The organism is Calothrix sp. NIES-2098 (assembly GCF_963875125.1).
GTDB lineage: Bacteria > Cyanobacteriota > Cyanobacteriia > Cyanobacteriales > Nostocaceae > Aulosira.
In genome coordinates, this window is sequence record NZ_CAWNKJ010000001.1 from 4,431,401 (window position 1) to 4,449,612 (window position 18,212).

The 18,212-nt window shown below is 41.5% G+C and carries 18 protein-coding genes; 8 read left to right on the plus strand and 10 right to left on the minus strand.

From position 1 onward, the window contains the following. Positions 1–105: 105 nt before the first annotated feature. The 4 genes from AACU33_RS18500 to AACU33_RS18515 all read right to left on the minus strand — a co-directional run bounded on the left by AACU33_RS18500 (position 106) and on the right by AACU33_RS18515 (position 3,326). The gene (locus tag AACU33_RS18500; protein WP_096590055.1) at positions 106–924 is read right to left on the minus strand and encodes an SDR family oxidoreductase; all 819 of its coding nucleotides are present in this window, start codon (positions 922–924) and stop codon (positions 106–108) included. 252 nt (positions 925–1,176) lie between these two features. Further along, entirely contained in the window at positions 1,177–2,259 is a 1,083-nt protein-coding gene (locus AACU33_RS18505; protein WP_339376127.1) for a WD40 repeat domain-containing protein, read from the minus strand. Positions 2,260–2,521: 262 nt separating this feature from the next. After that, the gene (locus AACU33_RS18510; protein WP_096590057.1) at positions 2,522–2,818 is read right to left on the minus strand and encodes a hypothetical protein; all 297 of its coding nucleotides are present in this window, start codon (positions 2,816–2,818) and stop codon (positions 2,522–2,524) included. Positions 2,819–3,155: 337 nt separating this feature from the next. Continuing rightward, the gene (locus tag AACU33_RS18515) at positions 3,156–3,326 is read right to left on the minus strand and encodes a chlorophyll a/b-binding protein (RefSeq protein ID WP_086684156.1); all 171 of its coding nucleotides are present in this window, start codon (positions 3,324–3,326) and stop codon (positions 3,156–3,158) included. Between the two features lie 389 nt (positions 3,327–3,715). Between AACU33_RS18515 and ald the strand changes: the two genes are divergently transcribed. The 5 genes from ald (at position 3,716) to AACU33_RS18540 (ending at position 8,397) form a co-directional block, all read left to right on the plus strand. Further along, positions 3,716–4,807, plus strand: a complete 1,092-nt coding sequence (ald, locus tag AACU33_RS18520) for an alanine dehydrogenase (RefSeq protein ID WP_096590058.1) — start codon at positions 3,716–3,718, stop codon at positions 4,805–4,807. Positions 4,808–4,950: 143 nt separating this feature from the next. Then, positions 4,951–5,823 (plus strand): DUF4351 domain-containing protein, encoded by an 873-nt coding sequence (locus AACU33_RS18525; protein ID WP_096590059.1) that lies wholly within the window; start codon positions 4,951–4,953, stop codon positions 5,821–5,823. 100 nt (positions 5,824–5,923) lie between these two features. After that, positions 5,924–6,943 (plus strand): ABC transporter ATP-binding protein, encoded by a 1,020-nt coding sequence (locus AACU33_RS18530; RefSeq protein WP_096590060.1) that lies wholly within the window; start codon positions 5,924–5,926, stop codon positions 6,941–6,943. Between the two features lie 115 nt (positions 6,944–7,058). Beyond that, a complete protein-coding gene (locus AACU33_RS18535) occupies positions 7,059–7,943 on the plus strand; it encodes an ABC transporter permease (protein ID WP_096590061.1) in 885 nt (294 codons plus the stop codon). Positions 7,944–7,986: 43 nt separating this feature from the next. Further along, positions 7,987–8,397: a hypothetical protein gene (locus tag AACU33_RS18540; RefSeq protein WP_096590062.1), complete on the plus strand. Its 411-nt coding sequence runs from the start codon at positions 7,987–7,989 to the stop codon at positions 8,395–8,397. A gap of 95 nt (positions 8,398–8,492) precedes the next feature. Here the strand turns inward: AACU33_RS18540 and AACU33_RS18545 are convergent, their stop codons facing one another. Then, on the minus strand, positions 8,493–8,930 hold the full coding sequence (locus AACU33_RS18545) for a peroxiredoxin (protein ID WP_096590063.1): 438 nt from the start codon (positions 8,928–8,930) through the stop codon (positions 8,493–8,495). A gap of 180 nt (positions 8,931–9,110) precedes the next feature. Here AACU33_RS18545 and AACU33_RS18550 point away from each other — a divergent pair, with 180 nt between their 5' ends. The 3 genes from AACU33_RS18550 to AACU33_RS18560 all read left to right on the plus strand — a co-directional run bounded on the left by AACU33_RS18550 (position 9,111) and on the right by AACU33_RS18560 (position 11,536). Further along, positions 9,111–9,515: an Npun_F0494 family protein gene (locus AACU33_RS18550; RefSeq protein WP_096590064.1), complete on the plus strand. Its 405-nt coding sequence runs from the start codon at positions 9,111–9,113 to the stop codon at positions 9,513–9,515. Positions 9,516–9,805: 290 nt separating this feature from the next. Next, a complete protein-coding gene (cobQ, locus tag AACU33_RS18555; RefSeq protein WP_096590065.1) occupies positions 9,806–11,281 on the plus strand; it encodes a cobyric acid synthase CobQ in 1,476 nt (491 codons plus the stop codon). A 15-nt stretch (positions 11,282–11,296) separates the two neighbouring features. Next, positions 11,297–11,536 carry a 2Fe-2S iron-sulfur cluster-binding protein gene (locus AACU33_RS18560; protein ID WP_096590066.1) on the plus strand — a complete coding sequence of 80 codons (240 nt, stop codon included), beginning with the start codon at positions 11,297–11,299 and terminating at the stop codon, positions 11,534–11,536. A 59-nt stretch (positions 11,537–11,595) separates the two neighbouring features. Here the strand turns inward: AACU33_RS18560 and AACU33_RS18565 are convergent, their stop codons facing one another. The 5 genes from AACU33_RS18565 to AACU33_RS18585 all read right to left on the minus strand — a co-directional run bounded on the left by AACU33_RS18565 (position 11,596) and on the right by AACU33_RS18585 (position 18,139). Then, a complete protein-coding gene (locus AACU33_RS18565) occupies positions 11,596–12,921 on the minus strand; it encodes a WG repeat-containing protein (RefSeq protein ID WP_339376128.1) in 1,326 nt (441 codons plus the stop codon). A 70-nt stretch (positions 12,922–12,991) separates the two neighbouring features. Further along, on the minus strand, positions 12,992–13,711 hold the full coding sequence (locus AACU33_RS18570; RefSeq protein WP_096590068.1) for a hypothetical protein: 720 nt from the start codon (positions 13,709–13,711) through the stop codon (positions 12,992–12,994). Between the two features lie 824 nt (positions 13,712–14,535). After that, complete coding sequence (locus AACU33_RS18575) at positions 14,536–15,522, minus strand: aldo/keto reductase (RefSeq protein ID WP_096590069.1); 987 nt, start codon at positions 15,520–15,522, stop codon at positions 14,536–14,538. Positions 15,523–15,635: 113 nt separating this feature from the next. After that, complete coding sequence (locus tag AACU33_RS18580) at positions 15,636–17,147, minus strand: ABC transporter permease subunit (RefSeq protein ID WP_096595295.1); 1,512 nt, start codon at positions 17,145–17,147, stop codon at positions 15,636–15,638. Between the two features lie 152 nt (positions 17,148–17,299). After that, a complete protein-coding gene (locus AACU33_RS18585) occupies positions 17,300–18,139 on the minus strand; it encodes an FAD-binding domain-containing protein (protein WP_096590070.1) in 840 nt (279 codons plus the stop codon). Positions 18,140–18,212 lie beyond the last annotated feature (73 nt).

Here is an 18,212-nt window from a genome sequence, read left to right on the forward strand (position 1 = left end):
ATCTAAATTAATCTGGGATGTCTGTTTAAGCACCAGGATATGAAAAGGCTTAACTTAATGTTGAGCCTTTTTCTTTACGCCTACGCATCCAGAAAATTGGCGCTATTAATTAACCACTGGCTGCGAGAACAACTTTTCCCAGTCGATTACAGCTGGTCTGGTTCCCTGGTTCACCAATTCAAAAATTTGGTTTTCAGTCGTGGGGAGAAAAAGACATTCTACACAAGCTGCGGCTACGTCAATGCGGCTAGCATCAGCTAAAAGTTTATCGCCTTTACCGATAACCACACCCAACTTGCTATCTGTTTTGGCTTTAAAAAGAGTGTTGAGGTCGTATGAAGTATAAGGCCCATCAATCAAACGTCCGGGACGGATAATGGTGTAAGGTAATCCGGAACTAATAATTGCTTCCTCACCTTTTTCTTTCGCATCCAGTACGCCAAAGCTATTGAGAATACTCCAAGGAAGCCGATCTTTACGCAGAACACCGCAAGAAGAGACGAAAACGAATCTCTGAAGATTGGGAGGTGCTGCTGCTACTAAGTTACTGACACCTTGAGCATCAACTTTTGCTGGACTGTTCTTAGCCCTAGACTCGCGATGTTTGCTGTCAGCAAGCAACTGAACCCACTCAAACCAACTAGGACTGGGGTCAAAGTCCCATTTACTCGAAGGAAACGCACTAGTGCCAGTACAACAGATAATATGAGTGATATTCTCCATTGCAGCTGGCAGTGTAGCAGGCTCGCGGATATCACCAATAGCAACTGCGACTCGATTGTTAAACATTTTTTGGGCTTTTTCTGAATTGCGAGTCAGGATGCGAACTCCTAAGCCTTTCTCTAGCAGTTCGCCCACTACAAGTTGTCCTACTCCACCAGTAGCACCAACAACCAGCACCAAATTCTTAACTGAAGAAGTCATAATTGCCCCTTAGATACCCTATTGCTAATCTAATCAAAAATGCTATGCCAGCCATCAATCTCAGGGTGCGCAAATTTGAGATTTTAAAAATCAAAAGCCCAGTCACAAAGACCGGGCTTTTGAGAGGGGATATATTCCCCAACAGTTAAATATAAGAAGTTAGCTATAAATCAATATCCTTTTATTCTGAAAATGACTACCACATTGAGGTTGACAATTCCAGAAAATTTAGAGGGGAAGGTTAGAGATAGTTCACAATTTTGCTTGGACATTACCTCTGGGTGGAATTCCCCAAATCTTGATTTGTTTATCGAATCCACCACTGGCGAGCATTTGCCCGTTTGGACTAAAAGCGATCGCACTCACCCAATCTGTATGCCCATTGAGTGTATTGATTAATTCACCTGTTGTCAACTCCCACAATTTAATTCCATCTTTCCCCGCACTGGCCAAGATTTTGCCATCAGGGTTAACCGAAATAGCATTGATCCAGTTATTATGTCCAGTGAGAGTGCGGACTAGTTCGCCAGTATGCACATTCCAAATTTTAATAGTGCGATCGTGGCTAGCAGTTACTAGGGTTTCTCCGTCTGGGGTAAAAGCTACCTGACTAACTAAATCGGTATGACCTACATATCCACGAATTAATTTTCCTGTACTCAAATTCCACAGTTTAACTACACCTTTATAGTCTCCACTAGCTAAGGTTCGACCATCAGGGCTAACCGCTAGGGTATAAATCAAATTATCAAAGCTGGCTAGAGTACCCAAAGGACGCTGCTGCGGTAAATCCCATAAACGAATTCCATCTATAGCGCCACTGATCAGAATTTTACTATCAGGAGATATAGCTAAAGACAGCACATTAGTACTATGCCCGACAAAAGAGCGTTTAAATTTCTGATTTTTGAGGTTCCATAGATTGATTGTGTAATCGCTACTACAGCTAGCGAGGGTTTGTCCATCGGGCGAAATCACCAAAGAGGCTACAGCCGTTTTGTGCGCTTTACGAATAGTCCCCACCCGTTTACCCTTTACCAAATTCCACAAGCGAATCACACCCTCATTTTCCGCACCACCACTGGCCAGAATTGTGCTATCTGGACTGAAAGCTAGGGATTTTACGGTTCCTCCATGTCCATTAAGGGTGTAAATTAACTGAGGATTCGCAAAGTTGGTTCTAGCTTGTGAGTTTGGTGCTTCCCAAGCCGCATCAGCACTTTTAATGGAAAACCCCTCCCAGATTGTAACTGGAAGGGTAATAAAAGCCATAAATGCCAGGACAATATACGGGCGAAGCACAGAATAATTCCTAACTTTTCCCTCGCTCCTCACGGTTTTTTCTCATTTTGTAACGCCTGTTGCTACCCTACTCTAGTTTCCGAGCAGCTGTCCTCAGGGCGTATACTGGTTCTCTTGGGGAATATGGCAGGTTTTGGCTGAGTTAAAAACCAACGCAAAATACTCCACTTGGCAAAACTCCCAGTGAAGAACATCAAAAACCTCGCTACCTCACCAAGGTGCTGGCTCTAATTTATTTAGCACTTGAGCAATCATCAATTAAATTGCATTCAAGACGCATTAGCTTACTACTTAATTACTGCGGTGGTTTTTTCTTGGTGACACTTAGCATGGGCAAAGTTGGACTAGAGGAACGGGATGGTAAGTAATGTTGTACTACAGGCTCTTCTTCTTGTAGGGGACGGCGTTGCTGAATGCGCCACAGTTTGACTCCCAGGCTTATTCCTGCTGTCACTAAACCAAAAGTAAACAACGACCAGCTATCATCTAACCCACCAATCAGTGCGTCTACTACGCCCATAGTAATTAATAAACTAACTATTGGCTCTTTCCGGTAGGATGACTTTAAAAACCGAGGAAATATAACGTTCATTACAGTTTGCTTTGATCCCGATTGGCTTTTATAACAATTTACTGAGAATACCTCGCCCGCAATTAGACCGTTTATGGACTTTCTGATGTCAAGGCATTTTAACGTATTATAATGATCTTAAGTAGGAGAGGAAGTGTAGTAATTTACCCTCTTGCACATATAATCGCAAGTTTCGGATAAAGCTGTCACTTTTTGTGTGCCTCTTAGTCATAGACGTAAGTCGTGGGAGGTAGTTTCGCTATTTATTGCTTAAGTTAAAACCAGCTAGAATACCCAGCTGGTCAAAACTCTTCTAATTACTAGCTTACAACTTTAACGCCTGTGCTTTGTGGCAGCACTACTTGAGACCGAGCCATGATAGCACGCCTTGATTGGTCAGGTATTCAATTACCACCATCAAGATGAAGCCAATCATTGCAGCTCGACCATTTAATCTTTCGGCATATTCATTAAAGCCAAACTTAGGCTCCTCTAGTTTGGGTGTAATCGTTGGCTTTGGTTGTGTCATCATTAACAATTCCTCTCTTGTTTATGGGCAAACGAAATTGATTGCGAGAAGTCTGTAAACGCTGCGGCGTTTCGCAGAGTTGCTTCCGACCTTGATGTCATAGCGACTGGTCTTCAGACATCAGAACTTCTGTAGGTGTTGAACTGAGTTGCTATGCTGGAAACCCAGCAGCAGCTTATTGGAACAAACCCATGTAAACAACTGTTTACAATTTTTTATTAATCTTTATATATTTTAGAAAGACTAGGGCAATAGTCAAGGGTAAGAGTTGGTAGCACCTCTCAGGAAGTAGAAAAACTTAAGACCATCAGTTAGCTATCCCTAATACGGAAGTAGCCAGTCTAGTACTGGCAGGCTAAAGTGAAACCAAAATTTATCAGAGGCTATAAATGGAAATCGGCGTTCCCAAGGAAACTAAGGATCAAGAGTTTCGTGTAGGTTTGAGTCCTTCGAGCGTGCGGGTGTTGAGTGAAAACGGTCATGCTGTGTTCGTTCAAACACAAGCAGGTATTGGTGGTGGATTCACTGATGATGACTACATCGCTGCTGGGGCGGAGATTGTCTCCACACCAGAAGCAGCGTGGAATCGAGACCTAGTTGTCAAAGTTAAAGAACCCCAGTCAACTGAGTATAAATTTTTGCAGAAAGGACAAATACTATTTACTTATCTGCATTTAGCAGCCGATCGCAAATTGACTGAACATTTAATTGATTGTGGCACTTGTGCGATCGCTTATGAAACCGTAGAACAACCTGGTTTAAACAAACTTCCTTTGCTCACACCGATGAGCATTATTGCTGGTCGGTTATCCGTACAATTTGGTGCAACCTATTTAGAACGTCACCAAGGTGGTAGAGGTGTTCTTTTAGGTGGGGTTCCGGGAGTTAAACCAGGCAAAGTCGTAGTTTTAGGCGGCGGCGTCGTTGGAACAGAAGCAGCTAGAATTGCCGTAGGTATGGGCGCGATCGTGCAAATATTGGACGTAAATGTCGATCGCTTATCCTACCTAGAAACTCTGTTTGGCTCTAGAGTTGAATTGCTTTATAGCAACTCTGCCCATATCGAAGCCGCCGTTAAAGAAGCGGACTTGCTTGTTGGTGCGGTTTTGGTGCCAGGACGTAGAGCACCAATATTAGTATCTCGCGAATTGGTGCAACAAATGCGTCCTGGTTCTGTAATTGTGGATGTTGCCGTTGACCAAGGCGGTTGTGTGGAAACTTTACGCACTACTACTCACACTAATCCAGTTTATGTGGAAGAAGGTGTAGTGCATTATGGCGTTCCTAATATGCCCGGTGCAGTACCTTGGACAGCTACCCAAGCACTCAACAACAGTACCTTACCTTATGTTGTTCAGTTAGCAAACTTGGGTATTAAAGCCTTGGATGTTAACCCTGCATTGGCTAAGGGTGTGAATGTCCATAATCATCACTTAGTGCATCCTGCTGTACAGGAGGTATTTCCCGATTTAGTCAGCTAATACCACAACAAACTCGATATTTACAAAAGGTTTGTATTTATCTAGGGATTACAGGTGTAGTATTTATACCTAATTAATCAGAAGACTTTACCAGATACGAAATTTCGTGTCTGGTAAATTTTCACGTATGAGAGCGATCGCCCTTGAGTTACGATAACACCTGCAAATACCTTGCAGAAAACTACCCCGCAGATTTTGCCAGATGGTTACTTGCATCTGAAATTACAGATATCCAAGTACTCAAAACCGAACTGAATCTCGAACCCATTCGCGCTGATTCAGTGACTTTTCTGCAAATCTCCAGCCAAATCCTGCATTTAGAGTTTCAAACTTCACCAGCATCCACACCCCCAATTGACTTTCGGATGCTTGATTACTACACCAGATTGAAACGCCAATACTGGTGCGATATTGAGCAAGTATTAATTTTTCTCCAACCTACATCCTCAGAAATTGTTTTTAATACTCAATATGTAGACAAGAAAACCAGACATGAATATCGAGTGATTCGCTTATGGGAAGAAGATCCAACACCATTACTAGCTAACCCTGCACTCCTACCCCTAGCGACATTGGCTAGAACCGACTCACCCGAAGACTTACTCGAACAAGTCGCTGCTGCTGTCGATATGATTGAGGTAAGAGACGAAAAACAGAATATATCAGCTTGCGTACAGGTTCTAGCTGGTTTGCGGTTTGACAAGAATTTGATTAAACAGCTGTTTAGAGAGGAAATTATGCAAGAATCTGTGATTTACCAAGATATTTTGCAAAAGGGATTGCAACAAGGCTTACAACAAGGTGAAGAACTAGGCAAGAAACAGGAGGCACTGGAACTGAGTCTCCGTCTTTTGACACGTCGCCTTGGTGCAATTGAGTCGCAGACAGAACAGCAGATTCGCACTTTATCTATCACTCAGCTAGAGGAGTTAGCAGAAGCGCTGTTAGATTTCACTAGCCAAAGCGATGTAGTGAATTATCTGGCGAGTATTTCCCCACCGCAAACCAATCAATAAGATTAAAGATGCTGTATCGACGCGATCGCCTCATCTAACACTACTCAACTACAATATAGATAGACTTTGTTGAGATTTGTATCGTTGGGGATTAGCTGTCATGGCTCCCGCCGTTTTAATTCAAAATCTGCAAAAGCGCTATGGCTCGGTTGAAGCAGTCAAAGATGTTTCCTTTACGGTAGAACCGGGAGAAATCTTTGGTTTACTCGGCCCCAATGGCGCTGGCAAAACTACTACTCTGCGTGCTTTGTGTACGCTCACTACGCCGGATGCTGGCAAAATCGAAGTATCTGGAATCTCGGTGTTAGATAATCCCAGAGTAGCCAGACAAAAGCTTGGTTATGTGGCTCAAGAAGTCGCTTTAGATAAGGTGCTAACTGGTAGAGAACTGCTGCAATTGCAAGCGGCGCTTTATCACCTCCCCGGCGCGGTAGGGAAACAGCGAATTGAGACAGTTTTAAATTTACTTGGTTTGCAAGAATACGCTGATAAAAAAACCGGAACTTATTCTGGCGGGTTACGCAAGCGTCTAGATTTGGCAGCTGGATTGCTTCATGCACCAGATGTTTTGGTGTTGGATGAGCCGACGGTGGGACTTGATATAGAAAGCCGTTTTATTGTGTGGGAGTTCCTGCGGAAGTTACGCGCCTCTGGAACGACGGTAGTAATAACCAGCCATTATTTAGAAGAGATTGACGCCCTAGCCGATCGCGTGGCAATTATCGATCGCGGCGTTGTCATTGCATCAGGAACACCTTCACAATTGAAGGATCGAGTAGGAGGCGATCGCATTACTTTGCGAATCCGCGAGTTTTCTCCCATTGAGGAAGCTGAAAAAGCCAAACACCTATTGCAAGCCTTGCCATTAGTGCAGGAAGTAATTATCAATAGCGCTCAAGGTAATTCCCTCAACTTGGTAGTAACACCACAAAATGACGCGCTAATTACTATCCAACAAACCTTGAATACTGCTGGCTTGCCGATTTTTGGCATCGCCCAATCTCGCCCCAGCTTAGATGACGTTTACCTCGCCGCCACAGGTCGCACTTTGATGGATGCAGAACTCGCCGCTGTTGCTAATCGCGATCCGAAAGCTGAGAAAAAGCAGAACATGAGGTAGCAGTTAGAGACAAGAAGGACAAGGGGACAAGGAAGACAAGGAAGAAAAAATGACTCTTGACCCTTGACTCTTGACCAATGCCCTACCCCCAATCCCCAATTAATCCAAAATTGTTATGAGCGTTACTCCTAAATCTGATATAAATTGGCAGCCAGCAACATCACCGCAAGGTTACGCTGCTACTCCTAATTTTTTTGGTGAATTAGTACAAGAGACTTTAGCGTTAACTCGTCGCTTGTTTATTCAACTGCAACGCCGCCCTTCAACTCTATTGGCAGGAATTGTTCAGCCTGTAATGTGGCTAGTACTATTTGGTGCGTTGTTCCAAAATGCTCCCAAAGGCATTTTTGGCAGCACAACAAATTACGGGCAATTTTTGGCTGCTGGCGTGATTGTTTTCACAGCTTTTGCTGGAGCGCTGAATGCTGGTTTGCCAGTGATGTTTGACCGTGAGTTCGGCTTTTTGAATCGCTTACTGGTAGCGCCTTTAGCATCACGATTTTCAATTGTCTTTGCTTCGGCAATCTTTATCATTAGTCAAAGTTTACTGCAAGCGGCTGTAATTGTCGCTGCCGCCGCATTTCTAGGTGCGGGTTTACCTGATGTCGCTGGGTTAGGTGCGATCGCTTTAATTGTCTTTCTCCTCGCTTTGGGGGTGACAGCTATTTCCCTAGGCTTGGCTTTTGCTCTCCCCGGACACATTGAACTGATAGCAGTAATTTTTGTGGCTAACCTACCGCTATTGTTTGCTAGTACTGCTTTGGCACCTTTATCCTTTATGCCCAAATGGTTACAGGTTGTTGCTACTCTCAACCCTTTGAGTTACGCTATTGAACCAATTCGCTATCTTTATCTCCACAGTAATTGGAGTTTGGGTAGCGTAGTCATGCAAGCTCCTTGGGGTGCGGTTACTTTTGGCGAAGCATTACTGGTATTACTTGGCTTTGCAGTAGTCGCCTTGTTAAGTATTCAACCCCAACTTAGACGAACTCTTGCTTAAGATATAAGCATGATTTCCTTGTAAAAAATTGAGGGGAAAAACTATGAAAAAATCATTGCTATCTCTTGCCAAACTTGTATTTGCTACTGTGGCCGGAATGGGCTGCGCTTCCTTGCTGATGGCTCAACCTAGTTTAGCTCAACTCAATACAGTAGATTCCTATCCTGGCGGAGATTCTAACCAGAATAATAATGTCGATCCATTCTCCCGTAACGGTGGCTCAGATTTCAACATGTTCAATCTGATTCATCAAGCTAATTTTGGGACTCTCAACTGGAATGCTGAACAGCAAAACCAACAATTAGACGAAGCAACTCTTGAGTTTAAAAAACGGCAACAACAAGCAATTCAAAATGGTGGCAAGCTAGGAACTACACCCCAAGCTTTGCCAATCATCAGACTCCCAGAAAATACCCCCACTCCTGCACAGCAGACAATACCAGCAAAAAACTAAAGGTATCGCAAACTTCCCTAAATACACTATGCTTCCACTGTTTATAAGTGGAAGCATGGGTAAAAAAGTAATTATTAGCGATCGCCTACAATCAACTAAAGACCCAAAGCCGCTAAAACATCACTGGCGTGGGTAGTAGTGTTGACAGCAGAATCAACATGAATGATTTTACCGTCGCGGTCAATTACGTAGGTGACACGCTTGGCATAACCACCACCATCAACATCGTAAGCCTGGATGATGCTTTTATCGGTATCAGCCAATAAAGGGAAATTCAAATTATATTTGGCAGTGAATGCTTGATGGGACGCTTCATCATCGGCACTCACTCCTAGTACTACAACATCTTTACCTTGATAATCAGCTTGCGCATCCCGGAAGCTACAGGCTTGTTTGGTGCAGCCTGGGGTATCATCTTTAGGGTAAAAATATAAAACTACTGTCTTACCAGCAAAATCAGATAAAGAGACAGTATTGCCGTTAGTATCTTTGGCGGTAAATTTAGGTGCATCCGTACCGACTGCTAGAGGCATAATGAACCCTTCCTGTATAAGATTGTTGGGGCATTTGAAATTTTACAATAATTTACAATAATTAAATGAATTACTTAAAAAACGCAACAAACTAGTTAAAAGTCCAGAGTCCAAAGTTAATAGTCTAAATTTAAATGACTGTTGACCCTTGACTATTGCCCCTTAACCCGACCCTTGAAAATGGCTGCTACTGATTCCCAAAACCAAAAAACCTTTTCTTATCCTCAAAGTACTGTAGAACGAGCTGAACGATCGCTAGTCTGTTCTCCCTTCAATCCAGCTTTGTTGACAGCGATGCATCACAAAAGTGTGCCATTGAGTGCGATCGCTCAGGATAATGGTATCAAGTATGGTTACACTCAACGTTCTTTATCAGAATTGGCTTGTGATAACGCCTTAGATTGGCTGATTCAAGTAGGTGTACTGCGGCGCGAAGTTGATGGCCAGGGAATTACTGATAGTTTTCGCCTCACACCCCTAGGTCAACAGTTAGCAGAAAAATACCAAAGTAAAAATTGGCGTCAGCCCTCATGGCGCGATCGCTTAGTAAATGCTATGACTCGTTGGTTAAGATTGCCTTTTTAGGCTCTAAAACCAAGAAGTTAGGATGAGGAATTAAAAGGGAACAATATATACGCAAGCATCGACCCAATTTATAAGGCCTTTATAATGAGCCTCTGACTGAGTTTGTCCGGTGATTGTACGGTTTAAATAGTATAAAGAAGTACTAAAGCATTTTCTGGGATTAGTAGCGGAATGCCTTGCTTTCAATGCTTCTATCAGCTTCCTAATTTGTTAAATAATAACAAAAGGATTGCCAAATTACCGTTCACCCCTGAAATTCCACCCCTTGTATTGAAAAACTGATAGTCATTATGAAATCAATTATGGTTGTGGGGACAACTTCCCACGCAGGGAAATCACTGATAACTACAGCTATTTGCCGCATTCTATCGCGGCGTGGCTGGCGAGTGGCTCCCTTTAAAGGTCAAAATATGGCTTTAAATGCTTATGTAACCGCTAGTGGTGGAGAAATTGGTTACGCCCAAGCAGTGCAAGCCTGGGCGGCGGGAGTTGTACCTTGGGTAGAAATGAATCCAATTTTATTGAAGCCCCAAGGAGATATGACCTCCCAAGTAATTCTTAAAGGCAGGCCTGTAGGTAAAGTCAGCGCGACAGACTACTACGAGCAATATTTTGAATTAGGTTGGCGAACAATTGAAGAATCGCTACAACATTTAGGTACAGAATTTGACTTGCTAGTTTGCGAAGGTGCTGGTAGTCCTGCGGAAATTAACCTCAAGCACCGCGATTTAACCAATATGCGGGTAGCAAAATATTTGAATGCACCTACTATACTCGTAGTTGATATTGACCGGGGTGGTGCATTTGCCCATATCATTGGCACCCTAGAGTTATTAGACCAGGAAGAACGGGATTTAATTAAAGGTATAGTAATTAACAAATTCCGCGGACAGCGCTCTATCTTAGAACCGGGAATCAAATGGTTAGAAGCGCGGACTGGTATCCCTGTAATCGGTGTGATACCTTACTTAGAACATCTGTTTCCGGCTGAAGATTCTCTCGACCTGTTAGAGAGAAAAACCCATAAAAGTCAAGCTGACCTTGATATTGCAGTCCTCCGCTTACCAAGAATTGCTAACTTTACTGACTTCGATCCTTTGGAATCAGAACCCACAGTATCAGTAAGATACTTAAGCCCTAAGCAAGAATTGGGTCATCCAGATGCAGTAATTATCCCAGGTACAAAGACAACGATTGCTGACTTGATTCTGCTACAAAAAAGCGGTATGGCAGAAGCGATACAACACTATGCTGCTTCTGGTGGTACAGTTTTAGGCATCTGCGGCGGCTACCAAATGCTAGGTCAGATGATCGCCGATCCAGAAGGGATAGAAGGACAAGCTGGTAGATATCAAGGGCTAAATTTATTACCAATCAGAACTGTAATTACCGGACAAAAAATCGCTCGCCAGCGCCAAGTTAGTTCAAACTTCCCGCAAATGGGTTTACCAGTCTATGGGTTTGAAATCCATCAAGGGCGATCGCGTATCGAACAGCAAGCAGATAGCCAAGCCTTCCAACCTCTATTTGATGATGTTAATTTAGGTTTGGTGGATAGTTGTCAATCAGTTTGGGGTACTTATCTCCACGGAATCTTTGACAATGGCCCTTGGAGACGCGCTTGGTTAAATCGCCTGCGCCAACAACGGGGGTTAAAATCTCTACCTACGGGTGTTGCTAATTATCGAGAACAGCGAGAGCATACTTTAGATTCTCTCGCCAGCGAAATTGAAAATCATTTAGACCTAACGCCCTTTTTATCCTAGAGAGGTTCGTGTTTCATGAGTGTTCGCGTCCAGTTTTTACCAGATGATGTCACAGTCAATGCAGAAGTCGGAGAAGCCCTGTTAGAGGTTGCAGATCGGGCGGGGATATTTATTCCCACTGGCTGTCTGATGGGGACTTGTCATGCTTGCACTGTGGAATTAGAGGATGGAGATACTATCCGTGCTTGTATCACAGCCGTACCAGCAGGACGCGAACAATTAACAATTAATCTATTTAGCGACCCAACTTGGTGATTGTTAGTGGTAGACATCGCCTCTCAAAGATTTCGATTCCACTTCTATACAACAACAATTCAATGTGCGGAAGTCCACACAATTTTTCCTGTTGGGTTTATATAAGCGAAATGATTGTCTAACTTCACCTTGGCTAGACCATTAGTAAAAAAAGAAAAATCATCAAACTGCGGCTTGATAATCATTTTTCCTGATGTGTTGATGTACCCCCACTTACCGCTTTTCTCCATTTTTATTGATGCCAATCCTTCCGAAAATTCAGTCGCATCATAAAATTGTGGTTCAATTAAAATTCGACCATTTTTATCAATAAATCCATACTTTTTATTAACTTCTACACGAGCGATTCCGTTAGAAAAAACATAAATATTATCATACTTTGGCTCAAGTATTATCTGCCCAAATGTATTGATTATGCCAGCCTGGTTGTTAATCCATACAGTAGCTAAACATTCCGAAAAATGTGTAACACTATCATATTTAGTTGGGATAACTAACTGGCCTATTTTATTAATAAAACCCCATTTCTTTTTAGGGCGTTCTTCAAAGAATATTTCTCCAATCCATGAAAGAGAATCGTCTATATATACAGGTGCTAATCCATTTATAAACCACGTCCCTTCAAAGTTGAGATAGACTTCTTTTATATCTATGACGAATTGACCATTGCGGTCAATAAAACCTCTTCTGTATTTGTCTTTGATTCTGACGCTGACTGCTGCTAGTCCCTCAGAAAAATTGTTAACTGCATATAACTCTGTTTGAGCGATCAACTTGCCGCTAAGGTCAATAAAGTGCCATTTTCCATTACTGCGAACAGCAGCTCGTCCTTCAAAAAATCGATCGACTTTTTCAAACTGAGGTTCAATAATAAAATTACCATTGGTGTCAACAAATCCCCATTTATTACCAATGTTAACAGCAGCCCTCTGCTCATAAAAATAATCAATCTTATCAAATTTTGGTTGAATAATAACTTTACCTTTAGGGTCAATTAATCCCCACTTGCCATTACTTCCTTTGAAGGCTGCTCTTTCTTCAACAAAATCCTGAGCATAATTAAATTGTGGTTTAATTACAATTTCGCCATTTCTGTCAATAAAACCCCATTTATTATTCTCAATAATTAGAAATAGTGAAGGTTTCAAATGCTGCCAAAATGTTTGCTCTTTTCTAGATTTACAAGCTTGCTTTGAGGTTATATTTTTTGCTTGCGTGCAACTAAAAATCCCATTAAGAAATAATAACCAAATAAAAAATAACTGAAGATAAAATTTCATATCCACAATATATTTTATCTTCCTATAATTTAACACTGCTTCATTAAAATCTATTTTTAAAATTTTGCTCAAGTCGGAGAACCCATCCAACACAATGTCCCACATTTTCGCGAAATCCAAAACATAAAATGGGATAAGATGTATATTTCACCAAAATGAAATTTGCTGTAATTTTTTATTTAAAAATATATGACTTTATTTCCTGCTCTATGGAATCGCTAATAATCTCTGTTCCCATTGCAGGTTTATCAAGATTTACTCTCATAAAATTTGTCTTGTCTCGTTCGGTAAATTTTTTGTCATTATCAGAGTCTTTAATAATTTTGAGAAACAAGGCGTTTTGACTGGGAACAATCACCCAATTAAGGATTTGGGTATTATTTGGGGTAACTTGTACAAGATTTTTCCCTGACAAATCAGATATATAGCCAACTATGGCATCTTCAAAGTTGATTTTTTTATCTGCATTGGTATCTTGTTCAAGGATTTTATATAACCACAATCTTGTAGGTGTTTTACCTACTAGTTTATTTTCTAAAAAATCGAAAGAGTTTATAATTGCTTTTTTATTTAATAAAAGATGAGTTGTCCCATCTTGCTTATGATAAAAAATAAAGTTATATAATTTGTCTACTCTACCAGAAGAACGTGAAAGACTATAATTACTGTCTTTATCTTGACTTTGTTCTGGCAGAGTAACTGGAATCATTAAATAATCTGATTGTGCTTTAATAATTAATTCGCCATAGCCGATATTTGGTTGAGGCTTTTGTTCTTCAGTGGCTTTGGCCTGTGTCTGCTCGATTCTTGTATTAGTATTTGGCTCGCAAGAAAAAGCAACTAGAGATATAAAAATAGCTGTAGTAATTTTCTTCCAAGAACAATTAACAATCATCAAAATCTTCCACCAAATATTTTGCTGTCTTATTGTATTCTGTAATGTAAAATTTATCGCTAAAAAAACAAGCCCACAGATGTGGGCTTGCTAATTATATGTAAGGTGGGTGAAGTACCTTAACCTCAATGGCATAGGTTTCTTGGGCACACTAACTATTTTCCGTTAGTGTTTTCCTAGTCTTGCAACTAGCTCCTCAAGCGTAAATTCCGGTACTCCTTACCGTACTGGGTAACAATTATATCATCGCTTTTGAAAACCGCCACTATCAAACTCAAAAACCTGGTCAATGGAGACCAGGTTCGCTCAAATTCACAGTTTTCAAATCGTTAAACTTGTTAAGTGATTACAAAAATCAACTACTAGGGTGGACTTTACGGTTAGCAACTTCAGCATTTTTTGTTTTTCCGCTTTGGGATTTGGCTTTGCCTTTTTTTTAAAAAGCTTTATTTGCCACTTCACTATTTAAGATGCTGAAACTTGCTTGGGCTGATGACGGAAGACACCTGGTCATGTGCCCTTTGGTTTGGTTGTGCTTTATCTGGTGTCCTATAAATACAATCTAGCACTGGGATAATTAACCGCAACTCTTTGTTTACCAAAGTTGATGTTTTGTTTAATTCTGCAATACAGTTTGAAACTTTTACACATAGGCTTGCTAATTTAATGGTGCGGGCTAGGATGCGATCGCCAAAACCTTAAATTAGAAAAAAACCCGCCCATAGCCATAAAGCTAGCCAAACTGATTTAAATCTTTCTTCTAAGTAAAAAGTCAAGAGTTACTTTGGACTCTTGACTTTTGACTATTTCAAGCAAAAATTAGCTTACCATTCCCACATCACAGCACTTTCATCTAGGCGATCGGTGACAATTCGCCCAATAGCATCAATTTCTGCAAGTTCAGCGTCAGAAAGTTTCACTTCAGCAGCTAATGCATTATCTTTTGCTTGTTGGGGATAACGCGCACCTGCGATCGCATTTGTTTGAGGCTGCGCAATTAACCAGGCTAGCGCTAACTGAGCCAGGGTGGCATTATGTTTCTCAGCAATAGGGCGCAGTTTATCTAAAGCTTGTTGGGCGCGTTCAAAGTTTTCACCTTGAAACAGCTTATTTGAAGCACGATTATCTGCTGGGTCAAATTTAGTTCCGCGAGCAAATTTACCTGTTAATAATCCCTGTGCTAAAGATGAATACGCCAGAATAGAAATCTGATTCTCGCTACAATAAGGCCTTAAATCTTTTTCTATCTGTCGCCAAAACAAAGAATAAGGCGGTTGTAAACTATCAATTCGTCCATACTTGGATGCTTCTGCTAATTGTTCGCGAGAAAAATTAGAAACACCAATAGCGCGAATTTTACCTTGCTCTTTTAGCGAGTTGAGAGCATTCATTGTTTCTTCAATGGGGACAATTTCACTATTAAAAGCACCAGATGGCCAATGAATTTGGTAGAGGTCGATATAGTCGGTTTTGAGGTTTTTTAAAGAACGTTCGCAAGCCTCTATTACTTGCTGATATTTGAGATGATTGGCAAAAACTTTGGTAGCATACTGCACGCGATGTCTACCGACAAGCCGCGCCGCGTCTACGCGCACATCAGATAAAGCTTCAGCTACAATTCTCTCAGAATGTCCATCCCCGTAGACTTCGGCGGTATCAATAGTAGTAATCCCAGCTTCAAATGCGGCGCGAATTGTTTGAATTGAGTCGCTATCCTCAATTCCTACCCACATTTTTTTACCAGCTTGCCAGGTTCCCATTAAGATAGGCGTAATTTCTACATCTGATTTTCCTAGTGTTCGCTTTTCCATAATTAGGCAATATGCAACTTAATATTCCGTAATATGAAAGTAGCAAAAAATGCTCATAAAAAACTCCACCTCCAAGCGGATGAAGTTTTTGAGCATGAGGATTATTCTTAAGATTAGGAACGTTTCACAGGATTCATCCAAGCTTCCAAACGACTAAAGGCTTGAGAAGAAAGTAAGGTTAAGCATAAGTAAACCACAGCAACAGCAGAATAAATTTCAAAGGCGCGATAGTTATCTGCAACAATCAATTGTCCTTTGCGAAATAATTCTTCAAAACCAATTACTGCAACTAAACTTGTATCTTTTAACAAGCTGATAAACTCATTACCCAAAGGCGGAATCATCCGCCGAAAAGCTTGGGGGAAAATTACATAGCGCATGGTTTGTACAGAACTTAAACCTAGCGATTGTGATGCTTCTGCTTGTCCTGGTTCAATTGATTGAATTCCTGCACGGACAATTTCGGCAATGTAGGCGGCGCTATTCAAACTTAAAGCAACTACTCCAGCAACTAGGCGATCGAAGGAGAAAGTAAAACCCAGTTCTTGCGCGATCGCAGGTATGCCAAAATAAATCATAAAAATCTGCACTAGTAAAGGTGTGCCGCGGAAAAAATCCACATAAGCCCGCGCTATCCAACGCACAGATGCAATCCGGGAAAGACGGATAATCCCAATTAGGGAACCACCAACTAAACCCAGTACTACAGAAAGTACTGTTAGTTGCAGTGTGACTAATACTCCTTGTAAGAGTGTGGGTAAAGACCGCCAAATTACGCCCAATGAAGCAAATAAGCCAGTTACACCGCCAGCTTGGTTTGCAAAAGGTGATGTAGCTGGTAAGCTTGGGGGGTCGGCTTTAAACCATTTGCGATAAATTTGGGTGTAAGTGCCATTTTTGAGAATTTTATCAATACCATCGTTGATTAATGCTAAGTTAGCTGAGTTTTTCGGTGTGGCAATGCCGTAATATTCTTCTGTTAGCAATTGCTCTACGACTTTCAGCCCTTTGAGATTGCCAGTATTAATTGCATATAAAGTAACAGGAGCATCGTTAATTACGGCATCCACATTTCTATTAGCTAATTCTTGCAGTGCTAAAGGTGCAGAATCGAAACTGCGAATTTTCGCCCCCGGAATATCCTGTGCTTTCTTGGCTCCCGTTGTACCAATTTGTACAGCAATTTTTTTATTTTTCAGACTATCAAAGTTAGTAATATCTTGGTTATCGCTGCGAATTGCGATCGCCAACCCGGCTTTAAAATAAGGGCGAGAAAAAGAAACAGTCTTAGCTCTCTCCTCGGTAATCGTAATCGAACTAATTGCCGCATCTACCGTTTTGGCTTGCAAGGCCGGGATAATGCCATCAAAAGGCACACTTTGAAACTCTATTTTAAAGTTAGCTGCCTGTGCGATCGCATTCATCAAATCAAGAGAAAAACCTTGCGGCTTACCATCAGTTCCCAGAAACTCAAAAGGTGGAAATGCTGGTTCATTTGCAACCCGCAGAGTTTTTCCCGCACTGGAGTTTACACTACAGCCAGTTAGTAATAACAAGCTCAAACAACCCAGCAGACACCAGCGTAGCCATCGTTTGTGGAGAAGAGGCTTTTTATCGCCAAACAAAACAGGAGTAGACTTTTGAGAGACTGATTGGTAATTAAGTAGATTCACGATCGCATTATTTAAATAATTTTCCTTAATTTGCCATAGGTTCCAGAGAGTGTGGGGAGGGTGGGGAGTGTGGGGAGAAAAAACTAATGACAAATGACAAATGACTACCGTCGCTTTTTCCCACGCTGCCAACTTTGGCTGTTTGCTTGTTTGGTAAATTCACCTTGGGGAAATAATCGCTGTTCTAATTCTTCATAGCTACCTTCAAAATCACAATGTCCGTAAAGGGGACATTTCTGACAATAAACGCCTTTGGTGTAACGTTCTAAGTTTTCGCGGTTGAAATAATAGGGTTTATGACTAAAGGTGCTAGCAACCCACTGCCATGACATATTATTACTAGCTGGATCGCCATCTAAAAGATGTTGGAGAAACCATTTAGCTCCCGCTTGCCAGCGAATTCGCCGCCAATGGACGATATAAGCTGCTAACCACATCCGTGCATGATTGTGTAGATAGCCAATTTTTCGTAAGTCGTGGCTAAAATTATCGATGCAAACTCGTCCTGTATTTCCTTCGCGGATGTCATTTGGTAAATCAGGTGCGTAATTTTGCGCTATATAACCAGTTTTGTATGCTTCTTGGTCTTGCCAAATCCCATCACCTAGCTTGGCATATAATCGCTGCCAATAGTCACGCCAGCCCAATTCGTTAATTAGCTTAGTAGCATCTTCTGGGTGTTGTACTTGTTGCAGTACATAATCCCGAATTTCTCGCAAACTCAGAACTCCATAACGAATATAAGGTGAAAGCTTAGTTACTGCTCCTGTGAAAAAATTACGTGTTTTTCCGTATGTTACTGGATCTACTTTTTTTAGTGCTTGTTCCGCAGCTTGGCGTCCTCCGACTATTTCGCTAATATCGCGATCGCGTTCTGCCGCAGCTGGAAATTCTTGGCGGAGATAGTTGATTAACTCATCACGATTAGCAAATTCACGTTGCATAGAAGAAAGTTCCTTCAGAGTAGAGTAGGGTGCGGCTTGGTGTGAAAAATCGCTAAAAACTCTTTACAGGAAA